This is a genomic window from Leeuwenhoekiella sp. NPDC079379 (assembly GCF_044542075.1).
Lineage (GTDB): Bacteria > Bacteroidota > Bacteroidia > Flavobacteriales > Flavobacteriaceae > Leeuwenhoekiella.
Genome location: NZ_JBITTU010000005.1, coordinates 80948 through 106628 on the forward strand (window position 1 = coordinate 80948; position 25681 = coordinate 106628).

The 25681-nt window shown below is 35.7% G+C and carries 26 protein-coding genes; 14 read left to right on the forward strand and 12 right to left on the reverse strand.

The window, feature by feature from the left end; translation table 11 throughout:
* Positions 1 to 13: 13 nt before the first annotated feature.
* From porV to ACIGAM_RS10550, 9 genes are all read left to right on the forward strand, one after another.
* A complete protein-coding gene (gene porV, locus ACIGAM_RS10510; RefSeq protein WP_396511411.1) occupies positions 14 to 1171 on the forward strand; it encodes a type IX secretion system outer membrane channel protein PorV in 1158 nt (385 codons plus the stop codon).
* Between the two features lie 74 nt (positions 1172 to 1245).
* A complete protein-coding gene (cdd, locus tag ACIGAM_RS10515) occupies positions 1246 to 1728 on the forward strand; it encodes a cytidine deaminase (protein ID WP_396511412.1) in 483 nt (160 codons plus the stop codon).
* Positions 1729 to 1891: 163 nt separating this feature from the next.
* Positions 1892 to 2893, forward strand: a complete 1002-nt coding sequence (gene pdhA / locus ACIGAM_RS10520; RefSeq protein WP_396511413.1) for a pyruvate dehydrogenase (acetyl-transferring) E1 component subunit alpha — start codon at positions 1892 to 1894, stop codon at positions 2891 to 2893.
* Between the two features lie 4 nt (positions 2894 to 2897).
* Positions 2898 to 4601, forward strand: coding sequence for a pyruvate dehydrogenase complex dihydrolipoamide acetyltransferase (locus ACIGAM_RS10525; RefSeq protein ID WP_396511414.1), 1704 nt, complete (start codon positions 2898 to 2900; stop codon positions 4599 to 4601).
* A gap of 75 nt (positions 4602 to 4676) precedes the next feature.
* A complete protein-coding gene (locus ACIGAM_RS10530; protein WP_396511415.1) occupies positions 4677 to 5717 on the forward strand; it encodes a M28 family metallopeptidase in 1041 nt (346 codons plus the stop codon).
* A gap of 1 nt (position 5718) precedes the next feature.
* The gene (locus tag ACIGAM_RS10535) at positions 5719 to 6399 is read left to right on the forward strand and encodes an SDR family NAD(P)-dependent oxidoreductase (protein ID WP_396511416.1); all 681 of its coding nucleotides are present in this window, start codon (positions 5719 to 5721) and stop codon (positions 6397 to 6399) included.
* 3 nt (positions 6400 to 6402) lie between these two features.
* On the forward strand, positions 6403 to 6999 hold the full coding sequence (locus ACIGAM_RS10540; RefSeq protein ID WP_396511417.1) for a SprT-like domain-containing protein: 597 nt from the start codon (positions 6403 to 6405) through the stop codon (positions 6997 to 6999).
* Positions 7000 to 7005: 6 nt separating this feature from the next.
* Positions 7006 to 8094 carry a mannose-1-phosphate guanylyltransferase gene (locus ACIGAM_RS10545; RefSeq protein ID WP_396511418.1) on the forward strand — a complete coding sequence of 363 codons (1089 nt, stop codon included), beginning with the start codon at positions 7006 to 7008 and terminating at the stop codon, positions 8092 to 8094.
* A 6-nt stretch (positions 8095 to 8100) separates the two neighbouring features.
* Positions 8101 to 9534 carry a DUF389 domain-containing protein gene (locus ACIGAM_RS10550; protein WP_396511419.1) on the forward strand — a complete coding sequence of 478 codons (1434 nt, stop codon included), beginning with the start codon at positions 8101 to 8103 and terminating at the stop codon, positions 9532 to 9534.
* Positions 9535 to 9578: 44 nt separating this feature from the next.
* Here ACIGAM_RS10550 and ACIGAM_RS10555 read toward each other — a convergent pair whose 3' ends face one another.
* Positions 9579 to 10355 (reverse strand): ABC transporter ATP-binding protein, encoded by a 777-nt coding sequence (locus ACIGAM_RS10555; protein ID WP_396511420.1) that lies wholly within the window; start codon positions 10353 to 10355, stop codon positions 9579 to 9581.
* Entirely contained in the window at positions 10355 to 11092 is a 738-nt protein-coding gene (locus ACIGAM_RS10560) for an MlaE family ABC transporter permease (RefSeq protein WP_396511421.1), read from the reverse strand. Before ACIGAM_RS10560 ends, ACIGAM_RS10555 begins: the two co-directional genes overlap by 1 nt.
* Positions 11093 to 11205: 113 nt before the next feature.
* Between ACIGAM_RS10560 and pafA the strand changes: the two genes are divergently transcribed.
* Positions 11206 to 12849, forward strand: a complete 1644-nt coding sequence (gene pafA / locus ACIGAM_RS10565; protein ID WP_396511422.1) for an alkaline phosphatase PafA — start codon at positions 11206 to 11208, stop codon at positions 12847 to 12849.
* Here the strand turns inward: pafA and ACIGAM_RS10570 are convergent.
* Together ACIGAM_RS10570 and ACIGAM_RS10575 are read right to left on the reverse strand one after the other, a co-directional pair.
* Positions 12841 to 13689, reverse strand: a complete 849-nt coding sequence (locus ACIGAM_RS10570) for a glycosyltransferase (RefSeq protein ID WP_396511423.1) — start codon at positions 13687 to 13689, stop codon at positions 12841 to 12843. The genes pafA and ACIGAM_RS10570 overlap by 9 nt on opposite strands.
* Positions 13686 to 14207: a methyltransferase gene (locus tag ACIGAM_RS10575; protein WP_396511424.1), complete on the reverse strand. Its 522-nt coding sequence runs from the start codon at positions 14205 to 14207 to the stop codon at positions 13686 to 13688. The genes ACIGAM_RS10570 and ACIGAM_RS10575 overlap by 4 nt, the downstream gene beginning before the upstream one ends.
* Positions 14208 to 14414: 207 nt before the next feature.
* On the opposite strand from ACIGAM_RS10575, the gene ACIGAM_RS10580 reads away from it, so the two are divergent.
* Both ACIGAM_RS10580 and ACIGAM_RS10585 read left to right on the forward strand, forming a co-directional pair.
* Positions 14415 to 14966 (forward strand): sigma-70 family RNA polymerase sigma factor, encoded by a 552-nt coding sequence (locus tag ACIGAM_RS10580; RefSeq protein WP_396511425.1) that lies wholly within the window; start codon positions 14415 to 14417, stop codon positions 14964 to 14966.
* 90 nt (positions 14967 to 15056) lie between these two features.
* The gene (locus ACIGAM_RS10585; protein ID WP_396511426.1) at positions 15057 to 15224 is read left to right on the forward strand and encodes a hypothetical protein; all 168 of its coding nucleotides are present in this window, start codon (positions 15057 to 15059) and stop codon (positions 15222 to 15224) included.
* On the opposite strand, the gene ACIGAM_RS10590 is transcribed toward ACIGAM_RS10585, so the two are convergent.
* Entirely contained in the window at positions 15201 to 16016 is an 816-nt protein-coding gene (locus ACIGAM_RS10590; RefSeq protein WP_396511427.1) for a hypothetical protein, read from the reverse strand. The two genes, ACIGAM_RS10585 and ACIGAM_RS10590, sit on opposite strands and share 24 nt — an antisense overlap.
* A gap of 123 nt (positions 16017 to 16139) precedes the next feature.
* On the opposite strand from ACIGAM_RS10590, the gene gcvP reads away from it, so the two are divergent.
* On the forward strand, positions 16140 to 18992 hold the full coding sequence (gcvP, locus tag ACIGAM_RS10595) for an aminomethyl-transferring glycine dehydrogenase (protein WP_396511428.1): 2853 nt from the start codon (positions 16140 to 16142) through the stop codon (positions 18990 to 18992).
* A 53-nt stretch (positions 18993 to 19045) separates the two neighbouring features.
* Here gcvP and ACIGAM_RS10600 read toward each other — a convergent pair whose 3' ends face one another.
* The 5 genes from ACIGAM_RS10600 to ACIGAM_RS10620 form a co-directional block, all read right to left on the reverse strand.
* The gene (locus tag ACIGAM_RS10600; RefSeq protein WP_396511429.1) at positions 19046 to 19441 is read right to left on the reverse strand and encodes a hypothetical protein; all 396 of its coding nucleotides are present in this window, start codon (positions 19439 to 19441) and stop codon (positions 19046 to 19048) included.
* 8 nt (positions 19442 to 19449) lie between these two features.
* Positions 19450 to 20202: a class I SAM-dependent methyltransferase gene (locus tag ACIGAM_RS10605; RefSeq protein WP_396511430.1), complete on the reverse strand. Its 753-nt coding sequence runs from the start codon at positions 20200 to 20202 to the stop codon at positions 19450 to 19452.
* Positions 20193 to 20933 carry a DUF2071 domain-containing protein gene (locus tag ACIGAM_RS10610; RefSeq protein ID WP_396511431.1) on the reverse strand — a complete coding sequence of 247 codons (741 nt, stop codon included), beginning with the start codon at positions 20931 to 20933 and terminating at the stop codon, positions 20193 to 20195. Before ACIGAM_RS10610 ends, ACIGAM_RS10605 begins: the two co-directional genes overlap by 10 nt.
* A 4-nt stretch (positions 20934 to 20937) precedes the next feature.
* Positions 20938 to 21318, reverse strand: a complete 381-nt coding sequence (locus ACIGAM_RS10615) for a DoxX-like family protein (RefSeq protein ID WP_396511432.1) — start codon at positions 21316 to 21318, stop codon at positions 20938 to 20940.
* A 61-nt stretch (positions 21319 to 21379) separates the two neighbouring features.
* Positions 21380 to 21883: a GbsR/MarR family transcriptional regulator gene (locus tag ACIGAM_RS10620; RefSeq protein ID WP_396511433.1), complete on the reverse strand. Its 504-nt coding sequence runs from the start codon at positions 21881 to 21883 to the stop codon at positions 21380 to 21382.
* A gap of 80 nt (positions 21884 to 21963) precedes the next feature.
* On the opposite strand from ACIGAM_RS10620, the gene ACIGAM_RS10625 reads away from it, so the two are divergent.
* Complete coding sequence (locus tag ACIGAM_RS10625) at positions 21964 to 23190, forward strand: glycosyltransferase family 4 protein (RefSeq protein WP_396511434.1); 1227 nt, start codon at positions 21964 to 21966, stop codon at positions 23188 to 23190.
* A 67-nt stretch (positions 23191 to 23257) separates the two neighbouring features.
* Here ACIGAM_RS10625 and ACIGAM_RS10630 read toward each other — a convergent pair whose 3' ends face one another.
* Both ACIGAM_RS10630 and ACIGAM_RS10635 read right to left on the reverse strand, forming a co-directional pair.
* Positions 23258 to 23560 carry a TIGR04104 family putative zinc finger protein gene (locus tag ACIGAM_RS10630; RefSeq protein ID WP_396511435.1) on the reverse strand — a complete coding sequence of 101 codons (303 nt, stop codon included), beginning with the start codon at positions 23558 to 23560 and terminating at the stop codon, positions 23258 to 23260.
* 7 nt (positions 23561 to 23567) lie between these two features.
* A complete protein-coding gene (locus ACIGAM_RS10635; protein ID WP_396511436.1) occupies positions 23568 to 25598 on the reverse strand; it encodes a M3 family metallopeptidase in 2031 nt (676 codons plus the stop codon).
* Positions 25599 to 25681 lie beyond the last annotated feature (83 nt).

A 25681-nucleotide genomic window follows, 5' to 3' on the forward strand; every position in this document is an offset into this window, starting at 1 on the left:
AAGCGCTACTTTAATGAATAAACTTCTACCTTTCTTTCTTGTTCTAGTAAGTGTATTGCCTGCAGCAGCTCAAGATGTTGAAGGTCGCCCTATTACCACAGGAGTTCCTTTTCTAGCTATTGCAGCAGATGCGCGATCTGCTGGTATGGGAGATCAGGGCGTGGCTTCTAGTCCTGATGCCTACTCACAACAATGGAATCCTGCTAAATATGCCTTTATTGAATCGCAACAGGGTGTTGGGTTTAATTATACACCTTACTTGAGTCAGTTAGTAAATGATATATTTTTAGGGCAAATTACCTATTATAACAGGTTTAGCGATCGTAGCGCGTTTGCAGGTAGTTTACGTTATTTTAGTCTTGGAGAAATAGAGGCTGTAGATAACGAGGCGCAAATAGACAATCCCTTAATATTAAGTCCTAACGAATTTACACTTGACGTTTCTTATGCGCTACGTTTAGGTGATCGTTTTTCGATGGCAGTTGCAGGCCGCTACTTACGAAGTAATTTAAAACTGCAGGTACAGGATGAAGATGCAAGTGCAGCAGGGTCTATAGGTGTTGATATCGCAGGATATTATCAATCTGAACAAATATCCTACAACGATTTTGATGGGAGATGGCGAGGTGGATTTAATATCTCTAACATAGGTCCTAAAATTAAATATGATGATGCAGGGCAAGAAAATTTTATACCTACAAATCTAAGATTAGGAGGTGGTTTTGATTTTATATTAGACCCCTATAATACTGTAGCAATAGGTTTAGAATTTAATAAATTACTCGTTCCTTCTCCTCAGGATTTTAATGGTGACGGCGTTATAGATGGTACAGATAATTCAGATTATCAATCTATAGGCTTTTTTGAAGGTGTTTTTCAATCTTTTGGAGATGCTCCTAACGGAATAAGCGAAGAGATTAAAGAGGTAACTTGGTCACTTGGGGCAGAATACAATTATGATAATGTATTTGCTTTTAGGGCAGGTTATTTTAACGAAAGCGATTTAAAAGGAGCACGTAAATTTGCGACCTTAGGTTTAGGTTTTAGATATACAGCAGTTGATATTGATGTTTCCTATCTCTTTTCTACAACTCAGGTGCGCAATCCTTTAGAAAATACATTACGTTTTGGTATTACCTTCAGCTTTGGGGATGAATATCCGGAGTATTAATTTGTATTCTCTAATAAGCTTTCTCTAATTAGTATTTGAGATCAGTAATAGTATAGCCTATTTTAAATTTATAGATGAAAAAAATACAGATTCAATCTGAACTTGATGTATATGATGATCTTTCAGAATTACCGGAAGATGTACACAACCTAATGCTGGCGGCCTTTGAAGCCCGGGAAGCGGCATACGCACCTTATTCTCAATTTCACGTAGGTGCAGCAATTTTATTAGACAATGGTGAGATTATAAAAGGGAATAATCAAGAAAATGCAGCCTATCCTTCGGGTCTTTGTGCAGAACGTACGGCGATTTACTACGCAGGAGCTAATTTCCCAAATGCTGTAATTAAAATGATGGCAATCTCAGCAAAGGCGAAAAATAAAGAAACATTAACGCCTATTCCTCCCTGTGGTTCTTGCAGACAGGCGATGGCTGAATATGAAGTTAAGCAAAAACAGCCTATTAATATATATTTTATGGGAGAACGCGGAACTGTTTTTAAAAGTGAATCGCTACAAAATCTTCTGCCATTATTATTTACACAAGAATACCTGTAATACATTATTAAATAGTACTTAAGTAGTCATAATCTGGTCTATTTTTCAATCTTTAAAGAGTATTGTTTTTTTTAAGGAAAGACTTTCTCTCTTCCTTATGAATATACTATTTTTGTTATTCGTCAAATTAAGACGAGCTGGTGTATAGATAAACCCATATTTAATGAAAGAAATCACAAAAGAAGTATACCTAAATTGGTATGAAGAGATGTCCTTCTGGCGCAAGTTTGAAGATAAATTAGCTCAAGTCTATATTCAACAAAAGGTTAGAGGGTTCTTGCACTTATATAATGGTCAGGAAGCTATTCTTGCAGGTGCATTGCATGCTATGGATCTTACAAAAGATAAAATGATTACTGCATATCGTAATCACGTGCAGCCTATAGGTATGGGAGAAGATCCTAAACGTGTAATGGCAGAGCTTTACGGTAAAAAAACCGGTACCTCTATGGGGCTAGGTGGTTCTATGCATATATTTTCTAAAGAGTTTCGTTTTTACGGAGGTCACGGTATCGTAGGTGGTCAAATTCCATTAGGAGCTGGTCTTGCTTTTGGAGATAAATACTTTAAGCGCGAAGCGGTAACATTAACTTTTTTTGGTGATGGTGCTGCGCGACAAGGTTCTTTACATGAGACGTTTAATATGGCGATGAACTGGAAACTTCCAGTTGTATTCTGTGTTGAAAATAACGGATACGCAATGGGAACTTCAGTAAAGCGTACTGCGAATCACGAAGATATCTGGAAGTTGGGATTGGGTTATGAGATGCCTTGTGGTCCTGTTGACGCGATGAACCCTGTTGCTGTTGCAGAAGCTTTTGACGAGGCGATAGCACGAGCACGTCGTGGTGATGGTCCTACATTTTTAGAGCTGAAGACCTATCGTTACAGAGGTCACTCTATGAGTGATGCTCAGAAATATAGAACTAAAGATGAGGTAGCAGAATATCAAAAAATTGACCCGATTACTCAGGTTAAAGATATTTTGTTAGAGAAGAAATATTCAACTGAAGAAGAATTAAAAGAAATAGATAAGCGCGTAAAGAAACGAGTTGCTGAGTGTGAGAAATTTGCTGAAGAAAGTGAATTCCCAGACAAATCAATTATGTATGATGTTGTTTACGAGCAGGAAGATTATCCATTTTTAGCACATAAACCAGTATAATAATATGGCAGAAGTAATAAAAATGCCTCGCCTTAGTGATACAATGGAAGAAGGAACCGTTGCATCTTGGCTTAAGAAAGTAGGTGATAAAGTAGAAGAAGGCGATATACTTGCAGAAATTGAGACCGATAAGGCTACTATGGAGTTCGAGTCTTTTTACGATGGCACACTACTTCATATAGGTATTCAAGAAGGAGAGACTGCTAATGTAGATGCTCTTTTAGCGATTTTAGGAGAAGAAGGAGAAGATATTTCAGGTTTAATTGACGGAAGCTCTGAATCTGATTCAGCATCAAAATCTGATATAAAAGAAGAAAAAGCCGACGACTCTAAAAAGGAGGAAGCAGAAAATGAGGGAGATTCAGAAAAAGATTCTTCTGAAGAAGAATCATCTGATAATGCTGAAAGTTCTGATATTCCAGAAGGCGTTGAGGTAATTTCTATGCCTCGATTGAGTGATACAATGGAGGAAGGTACTGTTGCCTCGTGGTTGAAAAAAGTAGGAGATAAGGTAGAAGAAGGCGATATACTTGCAGAAATTGAAACTGATAAAGCAACTATGGAGTTTGAGTCTTTTTATAATGGCACATTACTGCATATAGGTATTCAAGAAGGAGAAACAGCAAAAGTTGATGCCTTACTTGCTATAATAGGTGAAGAGGGTACAGATGTTTCCGGTATTATAAGCGGAAATAAAAGCGGATCAGCTAAAAAAGAAAATTCTAAAAAAGAGGCGCCTAAGAAGGAAGAATCTAAGAAAGAAGCACCTAAACAAGAAGAATCTAAAAAAGAAACTCCTAAGAAAGAGGAATCTAAAAAAGAAGCTTCAAAACCTCAAAATTCATCATCTGCAGATGGTCGTGTTTTTGCATCTCCTTTAGCTAAAAAATTAGCAGAGGAAAAAGGTGTAGATATTTCTAAAGTATCAGGGAGTGGTGAAAACGGAAGAATCGTACGTAAGGATATAGAAAATTATTCTCCGGCAGCTTCAGGAGGTAACATTCAACAATTTGTTGCGACTGGAGAAGAAAGTTATGAGGATGTAAGTAATTCTCAAATGCGTAAAGCGATTGCAAAATCTCTTGGTAAATCTAAATTTACGGCACCGCATTACTATTTAAACGTAGAGTTTAATATGGAGAATATGATTGCTTTTCGCGGTCAGTTCAATCAATTGCCAGACACAAAAGTTTCTTATAACGATATGATCATTAAAGCGGTTTCTATCGCTTTAAAGCAGCATCCTCAAGTAAACTCGCAGTGGTTTGACGATAAGATGCGTTTAAATAAACACGTACATATAGGTGTTGCAGTTGCAGTACCAGACGGTCTCGTAGTTCCTGTAGTAGAATTTGCTAATGAAAAATCATTACAGCAAATAAATGCAGAAGTTAAAGAACTTGCCGGCAAAGCACGCAATAAAAAATTGAAGCCTGAAGAAATGCAGGGTAGTACGTTTACGATTTCTAACTTAGGAATGTTTGGTATTACAAACTTTACTTCGATTATAAATCAGCCTAATTCAGCAATACTTTCTGTAGGTGCAATTATTGAAAAGCCAGTAGTTAAGGATGGTAAAATTGTAGTGGGTAACACGATGACATTATCTATGGCTTGCGATCACCGTACTGTAGATGGTGCTACAGGAGCACAGTTTTTACAGACTTTAAAAATGTATATAGAAAATCCTATTTTAATGTTGACCTAATATGTTGACAGTTTACAAATAGATTATAATTTAAAATCCCGTCAAAACCTGATGGGATTTTTTTATCTTGAACCTATGAGAAAAATTTTAGTTACACTAAGTGCATTTACTTTTATGGCATGTGGAAGCCATTCTGATGTACGCGAAGTTGACGCAACGGCAGCCGCTGATGCATCTAAGGGGTATTCCTCTCAAACAGATACTAAGACAGCAATTGTTGAAGCGAAAGAATCTGCAAATGCCAATGCTAATGTAAGTGCTGACGCGATTAAAAAACATATAGAATTTTTAGCATCAGATGATTTGCAGGGTAGAAAAACCGGTAGTGAAGGTATAGACGAGGCAGCGACCTATATCATCAAACAATTTCAAGATGCAGGTGTAAAATCATATTTCAGCTCATATAGAGATAAATTTGATGCTAAAGGAGTTTCTGGGTACAATATTGTAGGTATGCTAGAAGGTACAGATCCTAAATTGAAAAATGAATATGTAGTAATAGGAGCGCATTATGATCATATAGGAACTGCAAAAGCTGTTAATGGAGATGTACTTGCAAATGGGGCAAATGATAATGCTTCCGGAACTTCTGCAGTTATTGAATTAGCTAAATATTTTGCAAAATCAAAGTCAAATAAGCGCAGTATTATCTTTGCTCTTTTTTCTGCTGAAGAATTAGGTCTTTTGGGCTCTGCACATTTAGCAGCTCGTTTAAAAACTACAGAGATTAAGCCGTATGTAATGTTTAATATTGAGATGATAGGCGTACCAATGATTGGTAAGGATTATAGCGTATATCTTACAGGATTTGAAAATAGCAATATGGCTGAAAAGTTTAATAGTTATTCAGGAGCAAAAGTAATGGGATTCTTGCCTCAGGCGAAAGAATATAATTTGTTTAAACGTAGTGATAACTATGCGTTTTATGAAGTTTTTAAAATACCGGCGCAAACTGTGTCAACATTTGATTTTACAAATTTTGATTATTACCATCACGTAGATGATGAGGCTGCAGTTATGAATTTTGATCATATAGCATCTGTTGTTAATCAATTAATTCCGGGAGTTGAGGGGATGACTAATAGTTTGAATCACGAAATTATCTGGAATGAGTAATATGAAAAACATAATTCTTACAGGTACGAGTAGAGGGATAGGCTTTGAAATGGCACAACTTTTAGCTGCTCAAGGTCACAACGTATTAGCTTTATCACGTAATGAGAAGCCTTTAAAGGAGTTAAATTTAGAAAGAATACATACTTTCTCTTTTGATATTACAAACGCATCAGACTTGAAGAAAGTTTCAGATTTTGTGAGTAACCACTGGAATTCCGTTGATGTCTTAATTCACAACGCAGGAGCTTTAGTGAATAAGCCTTTTGAAGAAATTTCTGCAGCATCATTCCGCAGCGTTTACGAGGTTAATGTGTTCGGAGTTGCTGCTTTAACTCAGACAATTCTTCCATTTATGGTTAAAGGAGCACATGTGGTTACCGTAAGCAGTATGGGTGGTATTCAGGGGAGTTCAAAATTTCCGGGTCTTGCAGCATACAGTTCTAGTAAAGGAGCGGTAATTACCTTAAGTGAATTGCTAGCGGAGGAATATAAAGAGCAAGGTATTGCTTTTAATGTGTTAGCCTTAGGAGCCGTGCAGACCGAAATGCTTGAAGAAGCGTTTCCGGGTTATATAGCGCCACTTTCCGCTCAGGAAATGGCTTCTTATATCGCTAATTTTGCTCTTACTGCTCAAAAATTTTATAACGGTAAAGTATTACAGGTATCGGCAACTACGCCTTAATTTATGAAAGAGATTTTAGGTAAATATATACCTGAGCAGGCTGTAATGCCCGTTTTTGAATTAATCAAAAACTTTGGTGTACATCTTAAAATCGTAGATGAGCGTGTTACAAGACACGGGGATTATAGAAGATTGTCAGATGGTGGACATCAAATTACTGTAAATACAAATCTGAATACCTATCGTTTTTTAATAACCTTGATTCACGAAATTGCACATTTAGTTGCTTTTCAGAAATATGGAGCGCGTATAAAACCTCACGGTAGGGAATGGAAATATACCTTTCAAAACCTTATGCTTCCCTTTATACGTCCCGAAATTTTTCCAAAACAAATTTTACCGGTTCTAGCACATCATTTTAAAAATCCTAAGGCCAGTAGTGATACTGATGCTAAGTTGTCGCTTGCTCTTAAGGAATTTGACCCTCCCAATGATAAAAACTATATATTTGAAATTCCGGAGGGCAGTCTTTTTAGAATTTACAACGGTAAAATTTTTAAGAAAGGTGTAAGGCGTATTAAGCGCTATGAATGCTTAGAGACCGCAACTGGACGAATTTATTTATTTCAGCCTAACGCAGAAATAGAGCTGTTAAAATAATCACTTATGAATAAAAATTATTACGCAATTATAATGGCTGGTGGAGTAGGATCTCGTTTTTGGCCACTTAGTAAGGCAAGTTATCCTAAGCAATTTCATGACATTCTTGGTGCGGGAGAAACCTTGATAGAACGCACCTTTGGTCGTTTGTCTCAGACCGTACCCGCAGATAATGTGCTGGTTTTAACAAATGAACGGTATAAAGCACTTGTAAATGAGCAATTGCCTAAAGTTAAGGATGAGAATATAGTGCTTGAGCCTGCAATGCGTAATACGGCACCGTGTATTTTATTAGCTGCTTTAAAAATCTACAAGTCAAATCCTGATGCAGTTATGATCGTTGCACCTAGTGATCACTGGATAGAGGATGAAGCTTCATTTCTACGAGATTTAGAGACCGCGTTTCAGGCTTGCGCAACAGATAGTTCTGAAGAAAAACTATTAGTAACACTGGGGATTGAACCTACTTTCCCACATACAGGTTATGGCTATATTCAATATGCCGCAGCAGATTCTGATGTTAAAACCGTAAAAGCATTTAAGGAAAAACCTGATTATAATACAGCTAAATCATTCCTGGCTGAAGGTAATTACTCTTGGAATGCAGGGATTTTTATATGGAGTGCCAAAGGAATTATAGAAGCATTTGAGAAATATTTACCTGAAATGTTTTCCCTATTTAATAGCGGATATGACGCTTTAAATACTCAAAGCGAAGCTCAGTTTATATTAGAGAATTATGCTAAAGCAGAAGATATAAGTATTGATTACGGAATACTTGAAAAAAGTAAACACGTAGGGGTTATTCCGGCAACATTTGACTGGAGTGATTTAGGTGCCTGGGGATCTCTATACGATAAGCTTGATAAGGATAAAGATGACAATGTAATTGTAAACGCTAAAGTAGTTTCTAAGGAGTCTACAGGTAATTTAATACGTACACAGCCAGGTAAAGTAATTGTAGTAGATGGTTTGAAAGATTTTATTGTTGTTGATAGTCAGGATGTGCTTGTAATTATGCCAAAGGCAAAAGAACAGGATGTCAAGATTATGAGAAATGAAGTTAAAGAAAAGTTTGGGAGTGATCTCGTGTAACAATTTATGGTAGAAGAAAGTAAACAAGCAGGAGAAGAGAAAATTGTTTCCAACGAGGCAGTAAAAAAAGATGCTAAAAGCCTTTTAAGAAATATCCGTCAATTTATGTCTGAATTATTAGATATACGTGACGATACAGATAGAGATTCAACTATTGAAGCTGTAAAGAAAGATATTTCCTTTAAAGGGCATAACGCGTGGATTCTTATATTTTCAATATTTGTTGCCTCTATAGGTTTAAATGTTAGTAGTACTGCTGTAGTAATAGGAGCGATGTTAATATCTCCTTTAATGGGACCTATCGTAGGTATAGGTCTTTCATTAGCAATTAATGATATTGAGACACTACGAAGATCATTGATCAACTTAGCGGTTATGATAGTTCTTAGTGTACTTACCGCAACTATTTACTTTTTGATTTCTCCTATTACTGAATTAACTCCAGAACTTGAAGCACGTACCTATCCTACCATATTAGATGTTCTGGTAGCTATATTTGGTGGGCTTGCTCTTATTGTAGGTAAAACTAAAAAGGGCACAATGGCAAGCGTAATCTTTGGTGTTGCAATTGCTACTGCATTAATGCCTCCATTGTGTACTGTGGGTTATGGTATTGCAATGGGTGAACCCTCCTACTATACAGGAGCCTTTTACTTATTTTCTATCAATGCCGTGTTTATTGCTCTTTCTACCTTTTTAGTATCTAAGCTATTAGGATTTCCTATGGTTAAATATGCAAATAGCAAGCGTCGTAGATTTGTTGCTCAAATGGCGTCGTTAGTGGCTTTAATTGTGATGATTCCTAGTATGTTCTTGTTTTATAATCTGTATAAAACACAGGTTTTTAATAGTGCTACAGATGAGTATGTAAAAACAGTAATTAAATATGAAGGGGCAGAAGTTGTAAAATTATCTCAGGATTATAAAAGTAAGCGTATAGATGTTTATTTAATAGGTGCTCTAGTTCCTAAGCAGAAAATTGCAGAATGGTATGACGGCCTTCGTGAAAATGAAAATTTGAAAGAGGTAGATTTAAAAATTCACCAGGGCTCAGATCAATCATCAGAAATGGCAGAACAACTTTCTAGTGCTGTAAGGTCTGGAATTCTTGAAGATCTTTATGTGAATAATCAGCAAGCATTGACCGATAAAAATAGTCAGATAGAATTACTTGAGAACGAAGTAGCACGATTACGATCTTCAGGTATTCCTTTTCAGGGATTAAGTGAAGAAGTTCACGTAAACTATGAAAGTATTGAGCGTTTTGGGTTCTCGAATACAATTAATACCGATTTTAAAAAGGCAGATACAATCCCTGTATTTTTTGTAAAATGGAATTCTAATTTGAATGAAGTAACTAAGAAAAAAGAAGAAATAAAATTAAGAAACTGGATTAAGATTAAGTATAATCTAGATACTTTAGATATTGCTCGCTATTAATTGATTTTTGCTAAGATAAAGAGAGTAAATGGGAAATATGCGTATTATTCTCCCGCTTGATCCTTTAATACAGCCTCACGTACCTTTTTAAATAGATCTGAAGAGTAAACAAAGTCAGTTACATCTTTGTTGTCTGTTTTAAAAATAGTGTCTTTAGAACCTTCCCAGGCTAGATGCCCCTTTTGTAGAAATACGATCTTTTCGCCTATTTCCATCACAGAGTTCATATCGTGCGTATTTATGATCGTAGTAATGCCATATTCGTGAGTTATTTCTTGTATAAGATTATCAATAAGTGTAGCCGTACGAGGATCTAAACCTGAGTTAGGCTCATCGCAGAATAAATATTTAGGATTATTAACTATCGCTCGAGCGATAGCCACCCTTTTTTGCATACCTCCTGAGATTTCTGAAGGTAATTTTTTATTTGCATCAATAAGATTTACACGTTTTATAACTTCATTAGCGCGTTCTAATCGTTCTGCTTTACGCTGCTTAGTAAACATTCTCAACGGAAACATTATATTTTCTTCTACCGTCATAGAATCAAACAACGCACTACCTTGAAATACCATTCCCATTTGCTCACGCAACGTGCGTTGATTTTCTGAAGAAAGTTCTGAGTAGGCTTCACCATCATAAAGTATACGACCTTCCGTAGGTCTAAAAAGACCTAACAAACATTTCAAAAAAACAGTTTTACCAGACCCACTTTGACCTATAATCAGGTTAGTCTTTCCTTTTTCAAAAGTTGTGGAAATTCCTTTTAAGACTAATTCATCTCCACCAAATCCTTTCTTTAAATCTTTAACTTCGATCATTAGCTTAAAAGTAATTGAGTGATAACGTAATTAGATAAAATGATAAATACACTGGTCCAAACAAATGAGGTTGTACTGGCTTTACCAACTTCAAGCGCACCACCTTTCATATAATATCCAAAAAATGATGGGATGGTGGCAAGTAACAATGCAAAGACAAAAGTTTTTAAGAAAGCATACACGAGTTGAAACGGTATAAAATCTTCTTGAAGCCCTTGTATAAATTGATCACCGGTAGAAAAACCACCTAATACTGCTGCAGAGTAGCCTCCTAAAATACCAAGAAACATTGCGATAGCAATTACGAAAGGATAAAATAACATTGCTATAATTTTAGGGAAAACTAAATAGTTTAAAGAATTTATCCCCATAACCTCCAGAGCATCTATTTGCTCTGTTACTCTCATAGTACCTATGCTCGATGTAATAAAAGAACCTACCTTACCAGCCATTATTATAGAAATAAAGGTTGGGGCAAATTCTAAAATAATAGATTGTCTTGATGCAAATCCTATTAATGACTTGGGTAGTATGGGGTTATCCATATTCAAAGCAGTCTGTATAGCAACTACACCACCCACAAAAAAGGAGATAAAACATACGATACCTAGTGATCCTATGATTAGATCATCTATTTCTTTCAAAACAAGATTGCGTAGTACAGAGGTCTTTGTGGGCTTTATAAATACGCCCTTAATCATCATAAAATAAAGACCAATCTCTTTTAGGTATCCCATATTCTTTTATTCAGGCTTAAAAATAGCAAAAATAGGTGTGACGCCTATTTAAGATTAACTTAATCTTATTAATAAAACAAAGCCTTAGCTTTGTGAAACAAATTAATTAATCGATGAATTTTACACTTTTTAAGTCATACTCATTAGGTATTTTTCTAATAATGAGTGTTTACAGTTTTGGTCAGGCAGAGTCTCAAAAACCTAAACTTGTTGTAGGTATCGTAGTAGATCAAATGCGCTATGATTATTTAACCCGGTTTGATAAGCATTATGGTAGTGAAGGTTTTAAACGTTTAGAAAATGAAGGTTTTGACTGCCAGAATAATCACTTTAATTATGTGCCTACCTATACAGGCCCAGGTCACGCTTCAGTTTATACAGGAACTACACCGCAAAACCACGGTATAATATCTAACAACTGGTATAATAAGTTTGAGAAGAAGGATGTCTATTGTGCAGAAGATACCACTGTAGCATCAGTAGGAACTGCAAATAATTCTGTAGGACAAATGTCTCCTAGACGTATGAAGACTACAACTGTAACAGATCAAAACAGAATGCATACGCAAATGCGCGGAAAAACAATAGGTGTTGCTATAAAAGATAGAGGGTCTATTCTACCGGCAGGGCATACAGCAAATGGAGCTTACTGGTTTTATGGTGCAAATGAAGGGCGTTTTGTTACGAGTACATACTATATGGAAAATCTTCCTAATTGGGTAAATGAATTCAATAATAAAAAGAAGCCAGAATCATACATGAAAGTTTGGGACACCTATAAGCCTATAAAAGAATATATCGAGAGTGGTAGTGATCTTAATGATTTTGAAGGTGGATTTAGAGGAAAAGAAACAGCAACTTTTCCTTATGATTTAAAAGAATTAGGAGCTACAAATGGCGGCTATGATATTTTAAAAACAACACCATACGGAAATTCACTTACTACAGATTTTGCAATTGCAGCAATTGATGGAGAGGATTTAGGTAAGGATGCAGATACAGATTTTCTTGCGGTAAGTTACAGTTGTACAGATTATGTAGGGCATAATTTTGGAGTAAATTCTAAAGAAATTCAAGACACTTATATACGATTAGATCTAGAATTGGCACGTCTCTTTAAAGCTTTAGATCAGAAAGTAGGGAAGGGTAATTATACTGTTTTCTTAACAGCAGATCACGCAGCAGTAAACGTACCTGCGTACTTAACAAGTTTAAAAATCCCATCAGGATACTTCAAAGGTTCAGAATTTAATAAAGAACTGAGCGCTTTTGTAGCTCAAAAATACGGGAGAGATGATTTGATTGAAAACATATCAAACTATCAGGTTTTCTTTAGTTATGAAGTGCTGGCAAATGAGAATATTAATGCAGAAAATTTACAAAAGGATATTAAGCATTTTGCATTGCAATATAATGCAGTAGATAAGGTTTATACACGTGCTCAAATGGAACAAGGGGCTTATGAAAGTGGTATAGCTTCTTTAGTTCAAAAAGGATTTAATCAAAAGCGTAGTGGTGACGTGTTTATAGTTTTAGATCCCGGTTATTTAAGTGGTGGAGGTACTGGCTCATCTCACGGCTCTGCGTTTAGTTACGATACACACGTACCTTTGCTTTTCTACGGAAATGGTATTAATAAGGGTAAGACCACACAAAAAACGGTGATACCAGATATTGCAGCTACTATTTCTGCTTTGTTAGGTATAGAATTTCCTAATGCGGTAACTGGTGATGTGATTTCAGAAGTTTTAAAATAACTTTTGTTTAATCTTCTTCCACCGAAGATTTCTTATAAAAGCACCTTCCTCTTGAGTAACTAAGTAGGGAAGGTGTTTTTTTTGTGCCTTATAAAAGCCTCTTATATAATCGTTGAATAGTTGAAAGTTCTTTTTTCGTAAAGCTAATTTAGCGGAAGCGACCAGAGTAAGTAAAAGGCCATAACGCATACCATAAAATGCTTCACCTTGTTTATATTTTGCTTTTGCCGAATAGGTATATCCGGTAGGTTTAAGGTGTTTAACTTGCAAATGCTCGTTAGTGTCAACCTCCCAGCCGTGGTACTGCGCAAGTAATTCATCAAGGGTGTCCCAACCCATCGCTGTTTTTAAACCATTTATAGCCTTAAAACATTCTTTACGGTAGCACTTTAAAGCGCCACGTATATGATCTTTATTAGTAAGATTTTCAAGCTCCCAAACCCCGTTTTTGTCTACGTAACAAAAGCCGCCGTACATACCAAGATTTGGCCTGCTTTTAAAATGTGTCACTAAAGTTTCTAAATAATCTTCAGGAAAAATTAAATCTGCATCAAACTTGCACAGCAAATCGTAGTTAGTTGTTAAGCGTTCTAAACCATAATTAAAGGCTTGAACAACCTTGCTCCCGGGCAAATGAGCGGCTTCAGATTTTTTTTGAATTAATTTAATAGTAGGATGCAAAGCAGCATATTTAGCAACGACAGCAGGTGTATGGTCTGTACTGCCATCATCAACCACAATTATCTTTTCGGCAGAAAAACGCTGCTTTAATAAAGAATCTAGGGTTAAGTTAATGAGATTTGCCTCGTTGTATGCAGGTATGATGATTACAATTTTCATTTTCGCTCTGCGTAAATCAAATAATATCTAGGTGTAAAAAGGCGTAATAAAGGTCTGAAACCTATTTTCTTGACGGGATGTGTAAATTTTTCACGTTTTTTGATGATCCACCCTGATTTTTCTAGAAGCCAGTCAAACTGCCAGTCTTCAAACTCGTGATAATGCCGGTCCCACTTGTCGGTTTTACTCTGGTAAGCAGGAGAAAACCATAGTTTTAAAGGTATACTGGCTACTAATTTAGTAGCATTTATGTCGCTTAAAACATTAAAAGGGGCTAGTAGATGTTCAAAAATTTCAAAAGCGGTAACCGCATCAACATCTGTATGTATTACTGCTTTTGTATTTGTATCAAGATCTTCTCCACTGGTGTTTTGAACATTAAAACCTTCAGTTTTCATAATTTCTGAAAACGGATTTTCTACTCCTAAGTCAAGTATAGAACTTCCTGCCGGAAGCACTTCATTCAAGAATTTTGAAGTTCTAGCAAACCGCTTATTCGGAAAAGTTTTTTCGTACACAGAATATAGTATTTTCCCACTGCTGTGGATTAAAATTTGATGTCTCTCAAAATTTTTAAACAAATACAAAAGTAGGTGTTTGCTGGCATTTAGATTAAAAGTTTTGTTCGCTTGTTAAAAAGCTACTAGGGAAACTTAAATTCGCAGAAGTTCAGAACCTATAATTGTGTAGATTTGCAAGGTGTTGATACGACAGATTTAACAATTATGGCAGACCACCAACTCAATCCCCATAAATGGGTTGATAAATATTCTGATTATCTCTACAATTATACAATTGTAAAGGTTAATGATAAAGAGATTGCTGAAGATATAATTTCAGAAACCTTTTTAGCCGGGTTAAAATCTATGAAAAATTTTAAAGGGGAAGCCAGCGAGCGCACTTGGCTTATCTCAATTCTTAAACGTAAAATTATAGACCATTATCGCAAAATAAACTCTAATAAGGGGAAGGCAGAGGTGCGTATGAATTATGCAAATGATGAAGATGCCGGTGATTGGTTAGAGGAACGCGTTGCAGACCCTTTTGATAAAACGGCAGAAGATGACTTAGAGAACACAGAATTAGGAGTTGCCATTTATGCATGTATTGATAAATTACCAGAGAAGCAAGCCACTATATTCAGAAAAAAAACAATTGAAGGACAGGATACAGAAACTATTTGTAAAGAATTTGATATTACACCGTCTAATTTATGGGTAATCATTCACAGGGCTCGTACAGCTCTAGCAAGTTGCTTACAAGAAAACTGGTTATAAGAGATGAAATTATTTGTAGATTGTAAAAAAGCAGGTCACATATGTGATAAAGGTCAATATAAGGATGCTTCCTTATTTGAAAAGATAAGTATGATTTTACATAACATGATCTGTAAACAATGTTCAGAATATTCTGAGCGTAATGTAAAACTTACAAAGCTTATTAATGATCCTAAATGCTTAAAGATGCCAGAAGAGTGTAAAGAGCGTATAAAGGAGCAGCTGGAGCTAGAATTAGCTAAAAAGCAACAGGAGTAAAAACCAAAGTATAGGAATACCTTCTACAAAAAATGAGGAGTAGTACTCATTTTGATTTTTTAAAGATCTTAAAATAGCAATTGCTGTTATTGCAATGATTAGATAGTGAATTATACTATTTGAAGTGTTTAGTGAATCTTTAAAGAATTCTAAAACCACAGCGATAATTATCATAACTAAACCAAAAAGTTTAGTTTTTTTTATGCCTACTAATTGAGGGAGTGTCCCTAGATTAGGTGAGTCGTATTTTGCATCGCGTATTTCAAAGGGTACAATTAGCGCTAAAACTAATAGAAAGCGTTGGGTTATAATAATACTCATATCCCAGGACCAGGGGGCATCAATATAGATAACCGGCAGATAAGCTGTAACACCAGCCCAAACAGCTGCAATTATAAAAATTTTGAGTGTGGGCACCATCCTTAGATTTTTTTTGTGAGGTAAAAAGGGTAATGCATATAGCACGGTTAAGACTGCCAGCGGGATACATGAAATCCAGAATCGAGGTTCAAAACCAGAAGCTATAACAAGCAGCGCTACGAAGCAAAAAAAAGAAAATAACTGAATGATTTTTAGCTTGTCTGTAAGGTTGCGGTGATGTAGTCCTGCGAGGGTTGCATATTTGACAAAATTATACCCGGTAATTGTACCAAAAAAAATAAAATAATTAAATGCTATTTCGTTTTCGAGATGCAATTCATGTTGTGTGATTAGGGCTATGCAAAGTACAGCTAAAGCCACGTGAATACTGCTATTAATGTAAAAATCAAAAATGCCTTTTAGCGACTTCATTTCGCAAATATAGCATAACTGTTAATAAGTGCTTGAGGTCGTTGAAAAAGTCACTGTTTGATAGACTTTTATTCATAACTGAAATCGTAATTTTGCGGAATTCTAAACACACATAAATTGCATATGAGAACAGATGTTTTTGCTTTAAGGCATATAGGATCAAGACCGGAAGAGAAGGAGGAGATGTTAAAGGCGATAGGGGTTGATTCTATAGATCAACTTATTTATGAGACTTTGCCTGATGGTATTAAATTAAAAAAGCCATTAGACTTAGAACCTGCTTTGAGCGAATATGAGTACGCAACTCATATAAATACGCTTGCAAGTAAAAATAAATTGTTTAAAACTTATATAGGCTTAGGGTATCACGAAGCGAAAATACCGGCGGTAATTCAGCGCAATATTTTAGAAAACCCGGGTTGGTACACTGCTTACACTCCCTATCAGGCAGAAATTGCTCAGGGACGTTTAGAAGCGTTGCTAAACTTTCAAACCATGATTGCAGATCTTACCGGTATGGAGCTGGCAAATGCATCCTTACTTGATGAGTCTACAGCAGCAGCAGAAGCAATGACCTTATTAGCCGCGGTGCGCACCCGTGACCAGAAGAAAAATAATGTAGTCAAGTTTTTTGTAGATAAAGAAGTTTTGCCACAAACGCTTTCTGTACTTCAAACACGAGCTATTCCTGTTGGAGTAGAATTAGTAGTTGGTAATCCTCAGGAATTTGAATTTGGGACAGACTTTTTCGGAGCTTTATTACAATATCCTTCTGCAAGTGGTGAGGTACACGATTATGCAGGATTTATAGCTAAAGCAAAAGATGCAGATATTAAGATTGCGGTAGCTGCAGACATCATGAGTCTGGTATTATTAGAATCACCTGGTCATTTAGGAGCAGATGTTGTGGTAGGTACCACGCAGCGTTTTGGTATTCCGTTGGGTTACGGAGGTCCACACGCAGCGTATTTTGCCACACGTGAAGAATATAAAAGAAATATTCCCGGGCGTATCATAGGGGTTACTAAAGATCGTAATGGCAACCGTGCATTACGTATGGCTTTACAAACTCGTGAACAACATATTAAACGAGATAAGGCAACTTCAAATATATGTACAGCTCAGGTTTTACTTGCTGTAATGGCGGGTATGTACACTGTATATCACGGTCCAAAAGGACTAAAATATATAGCAACAAAAATTCACCGTACCACAACAACCTTAGCTGATGCCCTAGAAAATTTAGGATTGTATCAATTAAATTCAGCTTACTTTGATACCATACGTGTGAAAACAGATGCAAATGCAGTTCGAAGTTTAGCAGAAGCAAATGAAATCAATTTTTACTACCCGGACGCTGACACGGTTTCAGTATCTATTAATGAAACAACAAGCCTTGCAGATTTAAATAAAATTATAGCTGTTTTTGCGGAAGCTTTAGGTAAAGAATTCACGCATTTAGAACAATTAATTGAGGCTGAAGAATTCCCTGAAACTTTACGTCGTAAAACAGAATTTATGACTAATCCTGTTTTTAATAGCTACCATTCAGAAACTGAATTGATGCGCTACATTAAAAAATTAGAGCGTAAAGATTTATCCTTAAATCACAGTATGATTTCTCTGGGATCGTGTACGATGAAGCTTAATGCAGCGTCAGAAATGTTACCCTTAAGCGACCCAAGATGGGGAGGGATTCACCCTTTTGTACCTGTAGAACAGGCACAGGGATATCAAGAAGTTCTTACTAAATTAGAAAGTCAATTAAATGAAATCACCGGTTTTGCAGGTACTTCATTACAGCCTAACTCTGGTGCACAGGGTGAGTATGCAGGTCTAATGGTTATTAGAGCGTATCATGAGAGCAGAGGAGATAGCCACCGTAATATTTGCTTAATACCATCATCTGCCCACGGTACAAATCCTGCGAGTGCTGTAATGGCAGGGATGCAGGTTGTAGTTACTAAAGCAAATGAATCTGGTAACATTGACGTAGATGATTTACGTGAAAAAGCAGAAAAATATAAAGATAATCTTGCTGCTATAATGGTTACCTACCCGTCTACCCACGGAGTGTATGAGAGCGCTATTCAAGAAATCACCGGTATTATTCATGAAAATGGAGGTCAGGTTTATATGGATGGTGCAAATATGAATGCACAAGTAGGTTTAACTAATCCTGGAGCTATTGGCGCAGATGTTTGTCACCTTAATTTACATAAGACATTTGCGATACCTCACGGTGGTGGTGGTCCTGGTGTAGGTCCTATTTGTGTTGCAAAACAGCTTGTTCCTTTTTTACCTACTAACCCTGTAATTAAAACTGGAGGTGAGCAGGCGATAACAGCTATTTCAGCAGCTCCCTGGGGTTCTTCTTTAGTATGTTTGATTAGCTATGCTTATATAAAAATGTTAGGTGCAGACGGTCTAAGAGAATCTACAGAAGCAGCTATTCTAAATGCTAACTATATTAAAGAACGTTTAAAAGGTTCTTTTGAAGTTTTGTATTCTGGAGAAATGGGTAGAGCAGCACACGAGATGATAATAGATTGTCGCCCATTTAAAGACAATGGTATAGAAGTAGTAGATATCGCAAAACGTCTTATTGATTATGGTTTTCACGCACCTACAGTATCGTTTCCGGTTGCAGGAACAATGATGATCGAGCCAACCGAAAGTGAAAGTAAATCTGAACTAGATCGTTTTTGCGATGCAATGAAGAGTATTAGAAAAGAGATTGACGCTGCAACTGCAGAAAACGAGAACAATGTGCTTAAAAACGCACCACACACGCTAATGATGCTTACAGCAGATTCCTGGGATTTACCGTACACAAGAGAGCAGGCAGCGTATCCGCTTGAATATGTGGCAGACAATAAATTCTGGCCTACTGTACGTCGTGTAGATGATGCTTATGGTGATCGTAACTTAATATGTACATGTGCTCCTATAGAAGAGTATATGGAAGAAGCGTAGGTGAATTGCATTTCTAAAAATTTAAACCCATCTGTATTCTACAGATGGGTTTTTTATTGAAAATAAATAAATAGAAATAATGTGCTGAGGTAGATCCACAGTAGTGTAAATACAATATGAACGCTTGTTTCAAATGTCTTGCCTTTCCAAAGTTTTGGAGAATAAACAAAAAATTGAAAAAGCAATCGTACAGACCAAAATATACCCAATCCTAAAGAAATTGTCTTGCCCAAAGATGTTGTAATTAATTGTTCTGCAGAAGTTATGCAGAGCAGTCCCATTAAAAAAACGGTAAATGCAATAAAGAATGTATGCACTTGAAAGATTTGCTTATTAATAAGCGAAAGTGATTTCAAACCATTTTGCCAGTCAAAATATTTTGGGAATGCAATATGTACTAATGCTAATACAATTAAAATAAAACCAATAATTTGTAGTTGAGTTTGCATATAAATTATCATATTTTGCTTACAAAAATTGACATAAATGGTGTGAATTTAGATTCTCTTGTTTCAACAAAACGAGCTTTTTTTAAAACATCTAGCCAGTTTTTTTTAGAAAAGAAATGTGTAAAACCGAATGAGAAGGCTAGCAAATTAGGTAAATCTCTTAAGTGTTCTACAATAATTAAATGTCCTTCTGGTTTAAGAATCCTTTTACACTCTTTTAAAAAATCTATTTTTTCTGAGTTTGATCTTATTTCATGCAAGGCAGAAAGTAAAAATATTATATCTGCAGATTTATTATTCATAGGGATTTGTCGTGAATTTATTTGTTGTGTATTAGGAAATACCGAGCTCACCTTACGAGCCCTCACGATTGCTGGCTCTGTATGTCTTCTACTATCATAAAAGTCAAAAACACGTATTTGAGCTGTCTCAAATTTTTTGTTCAGAATAAAGCTAGTTTCATCAAAGCCAGCATTAATATTTACGATCTGCGTAATTTTTGATGAGTTCAGTTTTAAGTTATTTAACCACGACATCTTGTAATATCCCGAGAAGTCATACACATAAGCTGAAACAATTAGTGGGGCTATTAAACCATATATAAATGCAATGATTACAATCCAAAATATCGTGATGTTCCAGTTAATTATATAAAGACTAAGGCCGAATACTAAGAGTATAGATATACCAATGATATAAAAATGCCTGTTGAAACTTAATATATTAAGTACTCCTTGAAATTTGCCGCGTTTTAATTCCATAATTCAATTTTTCCTTTTTTCCAGTAATAAGGAACATTAGTAATAGAAAAAGCATTTGCAAGATGTATTTCTTCAAACTTTAAAGAGTTTATAAACGAGAACCTATAATCTAAAACTTCAACAGCTTTGGGTTTCCAGTTCTGCCGTACCCCTTCGATTATTAAAACCTCTTTCGTTTCAGTATTGTAAGTAAAAGTATATGGCAAGGGACCTGCAAATCGTCGCGCTTCTTTCCAATTAGTGAAAGGAGAACTATCAGGAAGCGTAATTTCGGTATTCTTAGTTGTGACAATACGAAGGTTAAAATCAGATTTTATAGATTTTATCTCAATGCCTTTAGTAGTTGTTTGATGTTTGATATCTGTTGAGGAATAGTTGTAATGCGTGAATAAGTTGCCCATCAACTGCATCAGCTTTTTATTAGTTTCAGATTTTATAATATACAAACCGCGAAGCCTTTTACCTCTTTGATCTGTATAGCGCACAAATATGCGGTAGCCGATTAAAAAGAAATCATTTCCCATAAATTTGGGTAATCCTTTAGGACGTAAGTTTTTTGTATTGACCATTGCGACAGCTACAAAACCCCATTTGTCATCAAAAGTGTCTAACTCTAAACAAGGAGGTATTAGTGGTGCTAATTCTTCTTTAGCTACAGCAAATGTTAGTACAGTTGAATTTTGAAAGAATGCTTCAACTGCAAAAGGATGATTTTTTAAAGTGATAGCCATATCCCTATAATTGTTTTTTAAGGAAAAAGTTTGTGTAGTATATCAATCCACAGAATAGTAGAGCAAATACAATATTAAATCTACCCCACATTAATAAATTAGGAACACAGATAAACTCAATACAATTCATTAATAAAATTATTCCTATTTGTAACCATGCATTTAATTGCTGTTTATGACGAGATAAAATCCAAATAGACATTATAATTTCAGAAAAACCTATTAAAACAGTCAATTGGGGAGCATATTTATTTCCCAGAATTTCACCTACTATTTCTTGATGTCTAGGAACTAGGTTTAGGACTTTACAGACTAAACCATTTACAAACCAAACAACAACTATAAGATAATTTAAGACAAGATATTGTAATTTATTTTTTACCACGATCGAAATTAGGTTCTTAAACTTTCAGAAAATACTGAAACTACCATCTAAATAAAAAAGCTTAGGTCATAAGCTTCATTATTGTTTTGGTGATCCAATTTTCTTTTTGATTTATTATTTTTTCAAGCATTGTATCAGCCTTTTCAACAAAGTCGTGCAATTCTTGAGTCTTCATCTTAAACTTTTGTGCTTCTTTACTGTTATCGTCATCAAAGTTTTTAACTCCTGCAAGTACTCTTAGCGCTGGTTTCACTTCACGTTTGCTACGCTCAATAGCAATTTTTCGGGCTAATGAATCTACGTCCTGATCAGCAACAAAATATTCACGTCGCTCACCAGGCTTATATTCTTTATAAACAATTCCCCAATCTATAAGGCCACGTAAATTCATACTAGCATTTCCGCGGGAAATCTGTAATTCTTCCATAATATCCTCCATAGATAGCGAATCTGGCGATATCATTAAAAGGGCATGTATCTGCGCCATCGTTTTATTAATTCCCCATTGAGAACCCAGTGCTCCCCAGGTTTGTAAAAATTGATCTTTGGCTTCTTTAAATTCCATACTCAAATATAATTATATTTTTTAAAGTTTCAATAATAAATGAAACTTATTTATTGAATAGCTAAAAGTATATTTGCAGAATGAGAGCATTAATTATAGGCAATGTTTGGCCAGAACCGGTTTCTTCTGCTGCAGGAGCGCGCATTCTTCAGTTATTAACAGCATTGAAAACGCAGAATTATGAAATACATTTTGCCTGTGCAGCGGGTAAAACTGCTTTCGCCGAGAATCTTGAAGATCAGCAGGTAATTACTCAGGTGATACAGTTAAATGATACTTCTTTTGATGACTATATAAAAGACCTTGATCCCGCTCTGGTTCTTTTTGACAAATTTGTCATTGAGGAGCAATTTGGTTGGCGTGTAAAAGAACAGTGTCCCAATGCTGTTCGGGTTTTAGAGACCATAGACCTACACGGACTGCGAAAAGGTAGAGAAGCGGCTTTAAAGGCCGGTGAAGTATTCTCAGAGCAATTTTTGACTACTGATTTTGCTAAACGGGAAATAGCAAGTATATATCGTTGCGATTTGTCTTTAATAATCTCTGAAGTAGAAATGCAGCTTTTACAAAACTTTTTTAAAGTGCCTAAACAACAGTTGTTTTATCTGCCATTTATGGTAGATAAAATAAGTGAAGCTATTAGCAAGTCTTTGAAGAGTTATGAAGATCGTGCTCATTTTGTTACGATAGGTAATTTTAGACACGAACCTAATTGGCTTTCGGTGCGCCAATTAAAAACGGAAATCTGGCCTTTGATTTGTAAAGAGCTACCTGATGCTCAAATGCGTGTTTATGGTTCGTATCCTGCCGAAAAACATACGCAATTGCATAATCCTAAAGAGAATTTTTATGTTTTAGGTAGAGCCGAAAGTGCTTTTGAAGTTATTGAAAATGCGCGCGTATTACTGGCGCCGTTATTAACTGGAGCAGGGTTAAAAGGGAAATTATTAGAAGCTATGCAATGCGGAACTCCTGCTATAACTAGCACAGTGGGGGCTGAAGGGATGCACGGAGATTTGCCCTTTGCCGGAAGTATAACTAATGATCCTAAGATTTTTTCGAAAGCAGCAATTGAATTATATGTAAATAAAGATAAATGGCAACAAGCTCAATCTAATGGGATTGAAATTATAAATAAGCGTTTTCTAGCCAATCACTGGCAAGCACAATTTACAGACCGATTAAATGAATTAAAGCTGAATTTAGAACACCACCGTCTGGCAAATTTTACAGGAGCTATGCTTTGGCATCAATCGCTACAGGCTTCTAAGTTTATGAGTAAATGGATCGAGGAGAAGAATAGGTAGATAGGCCTAAACTAAAAAAAAAGCTTATTGATCTATTTTTTTAAACCAATAAGCTTTCTCATTTTAATCAGTATTTTTCAATTTTAAAGAACTGTACTGCTACAACAGATAGTAATAATGCTATACAAAGCATGAGTAGAATTGTAACCAATGTTTTATTAATAGCAAAATCACGATTACTTGTGTAATTCATTGAGACAAATATTGCAATCCCAACTACTAGACCTCCTAACATTCGGTTAGAAGTAGTGTGATTTAATTCAGTTTCGCAAATAGGGCAGCTAAATGGTGGATATCTTCTTAAACTCCAAAAGCTTTTTAAAACTTTTAGAGTTGATAATTTAGACTTGCAGTTAGGGCAATTTGCCATTTGTGATTTAGTTTATTAATCCCGCTCTTTTTAGTAAAGCTTCAGGATTCGGTTCTTTTCCGCGGAAACGTTTATATAAAACCATAGGATCTTCGGTACCACCTTGTGAGAGTACGTGATCTTTAAATTTTTGAGCTACTTCTTTATTAAATATACCATTTTCTTGAAAATAAGCAAATGCATCTGCGTCGAGAACTTCTGCCCATTTATAGGAATAATAACCACTGGAGTAACCGCCTTGAAAGATGTGAGAGAATGCGACACTCATACAATTTTCGGCAACATCTGGGTATAGCTTGGTGTTTTCGAAAGCAGCATCTTCGTGTGCTTTTACGCTGGTTATTCCGCTTGGGTCTGCGCCATGCCACGACATATCAAGAATACCAAAACTCAATTGACGTAAAGTTTGCATCCCTTCCTGAAAGTTTGCTGCATTCTTAATTTTATCAATTAAAACCATGGGTATGGTCTCGCCGGTTTCATAGTGTTTAGCAAAAAGCGCTAATGCTTCCGGTTCATAACACCAGTTTTCTAAAATCTGGCTGGGTAGTTCTACAAAATCCCAAAATACGGAAGGGCCAGACAAGCTAGGATAGGTTGTATTGGCTAGCATACCGTGAAGACCGTGACCAAACTCGTGGAATAACGTCGTTACCTCATTAAAAGTGAGTAAAGATGGTTTTGAAGCGGTAGGTTTTGTGAAGTTGCATACATTAGATACATGTGGGCGTTCATTAATACCGTCTTTTATAAACTGTCCTTTAAACTGAGTCATCCACGCGCCGCCACGTTTTCCTGCTCTAGGATGAAAATCTGAATAAAACAACGCAATAAAGTTATCTTTCTCGTCAAATACCTGATACGTTTTTACGTCTTTATGGTAGGTAGGAATGTCAAAAACTTCGACAAATCTTAAGTTGTATAATTTATTGGCTATAGTAAAGACACCTTCAATAACGTTCTCTAATTTGAAATAAGGTTTTAGAAGTTCGTCATCAAGCTCAAAAAGTTGTTGCTTTAATTTTTCAGAATAGAAAGCACTATCCCACTTTTGTAATTGGTCTATCCCATCACGTTCTTTAGCAAAATTCTCAAGTTGTTTAAACTCAAGATCTGCAGCCGGTTTTGCCTTTTCTAGCAAATCTTCAAGAAAACGTGTTACATTTTCTGGGCTTTTTGCCATACGTTCTTCAAGAACAAAATGGGCATGGGTTTTATAACCTAAAAGATTAGCGCGCTCGTGACGCAAGTTTACAATATCAAGTACGTTATCCTGATTGTCTAAATCATCATTATGAAAACCTTTTGCACCAAATGCGATTGCCATTTCTTTACGCAATTCTCTATTTTCGGCATACTTCATAAAAGGTATGTAACTGGGATATTCAAGTGTGAAAACCCATCCTTTTTTATCTTTTTCTTCAGCTGTTTGTGCAGCAGCTTCTTTTGTGCTTTCGGGTAATCCCGCAAGATCAGCTTCGTTGGTAATGTGAAGTTCGTGCTTGTTAGTCTCGGCAAGAATATTCTCTCCAAAGGTTAAAGCAAGTTTAGAAAGTTTAGTGTCAATTTCCCGAAGGCGCGCTTTTTTTTCTTCTGGTAAATTCGCTCCATTACGTGCAAAACCTTTGTATTTTTTTTCTAATAAAACCTGTTCTTCTCGTGTGAGCTCTAAAGTTTCACGTGTATCAAAAACTTGTTTTACACGTTTAAATAGTGTCTCGTTAAGTGTAATATCATTTGAGAATTCAGATAGTAGCGGGGAAACTTCCTGCGCTATTTTCTGAATTGTATCATTAGTTTCTGCACTATTGATATTAAAAAAAACACTGCTTACCCGGTCTAATTTATAACCCGCATAATCTAATGCAGCGATTGTGTTTGTAAATGTGGGTGGCTCCGTAGAATTAGTAATTTGATCAATCTCTAAACGTGCTTCTTCTATGGCGAACTCTATAGCTTTTTGATAATCAGAATCTTGAATACGATCAAAGGGAGTTATATCAAAAGTTTTATGTAGTATATTTTCTGAATTTTTCAATTTTCAATGATTTTTTTTAAGAAATAAGTATTTTGTCTAGTATTGTAATTATTTTAACGAATTTATAGTGTATTTTATTTAAA

Bases quoted from the DNA above. Each gene is read 5' to 3' on its own strand.
- ACIGAM_RS10560 (WP_396511421.1), bottom strand. From the start codon at position 11,092: ATGGGATACCTAAAAGAGATTGGTCTTTATTTTATGATGATTAAGGGC.
- ACIGAM_RS10525 (WP_396511414.1), top strand. From the start codon at position 2,898: ATGGCAGAAGTAATAAAAATGCCTCGCCTTAGTGATACAATGGAAGAA.
- ACIGAM_RS10580 (WP_396511425.1), top strand. From the start codon at position 14,415: ATGGCAGACCACCAACTCAATCCCCATAAATGGGTTGATAAATATTCT.
- ACIGAM_RS10590 (WP_396511427.1), bottom strand. From the start codon at position 16,016: ATGAAGTCGCTAAAAGGCATTTTTGATTTTTACATTAATAGCAGTATT.
- ACIGAM_RS10570 (WP_396511423.1), bottom strand. From the start codon at position 13,689: ATGAAAATTGTAATCATCATACCTGCATACAACGAGGCAAATCTCATT.
- ACIGAM_RS10545 (WP_396511418.1), top strand. From the start codon at position 7,006: ATGAATAAAAATTATTACGCAATTATAATGGCTGGTGGAGTAGGATCT.
- pafA (WP_396511422.1), top strand. From the start codon at position 11,206: ATGAATTTTACACTTTTTAAGTCATACTCATTAGGTATTTTTCTAATA.
- cdd (WP_396511412.1), top strand. From the start codon at position 1,246: ATGAAAAAAATACAGATTCAATCTGAACTTGATGTATATGATGATCTT.
- ACIGAM_RS10550 (WP_396511419.1), top strand. From the start codon at position 8,101: ATGGTAGAAGAAAGTAAACAAGCAGGAGAAGAGAAAATTGTTTCCAAC.
- ACIGAM_RS10535 (WP_396511416.1), top strand. From the start codon at position 5,719: ATGAAAAACATAATTCTTACAGGTACGAGTAGAGGGATAGGCTTTGAA.
- ACIGAM_RS10610 (WP_396511431.1), bottom strand. From the start codon at position 20,933: ATGGCTATCACTTTAAAAAATCATCCTTTTGCAGTTGAAGCATTCTTT.
- gcvP (WP_396511428.1), top strand. From the start codon at position 16,140: ATGAGAACAGATGTTTTTGCTTTAAGGCATATAGGATCAAGACCGGAA.
- ACIGAM_RS10630 (WP_396511435.1), bottom strand. From the start codon at position 23,560: ATGGCAAATTGCCCTAACTGCAAGTCTAAATTATCAACTCTAAAAGTT.
- ACIGAM_RS10540 (WP_396511417.1), top strand. From the start codon at position 6,403: ATGAAAGAGATTTTAGGTAAATATATACCTGAGCAGGCTGTAATGCCC.
- pdhA (WP_396511413.1), top strand. From the start codon at position 1,892: ATGAAAGAAATCACAAAAGAAGTATACCTAAATTGGTATGAAGAGATG.
- porV (WP_396511411.1), top strand. From the start codon at position 14: ATGAATAAACTTCTACCTTTCTTTCTTGTTCTAGTAAGTGTATTGCCT.
- ACIGAM_RS10620 (WP_396511433.1), bottom strand. From the start codon at position 21,883: ATGGAATTTAAAGAAGCCAAAGATCAATTTTTACAAACCTGGGGAGCA.
- ACIGAM_RS10625 (WP_396511434.1), top strand. From the start codon at position 21,964: ATGAGAGCATTAATTATAGGCAATGTTTGGCCAGAACCGGTTTCTTCT.
- ACIGAM_RS10600 (WP_396511429.1), bottom strand. From the start codon at position 19,441: ATGCAAACTCAACTACAAATTATTGGTTTTATTTTAATTGTATTAGCA.
- ACIGAM_RS10530 (WP_396511415.1), top strand. From the start codon at position 4,677: ATGAGAAAAATTTTAGTTACACTAAGTGCATTTACTTTTATGGCATGT.
- ACIGAM_RS10605 (WP_396511430.1), bottom strand. From the start codon at position 20,202: ATGGAATTAAAACGCGGCAAATTTCAAGGAGTACTTAATATATTAAGT.
- ACIGAM_RS10585 (WP_396511426.1), top strand. From the start codon at position 15,057: ATGATTTTACATAACATGATCTGTAAACAATGTTCAGAATATTCTGAG.
- ACIGAM_RS10555 (WP_396511420.1), bottom strand. From the start codon at position 10,355: ATGATCGAAGTTAAAGATTTAAAGAAAGGATTTGGTGGAGATGAATTA.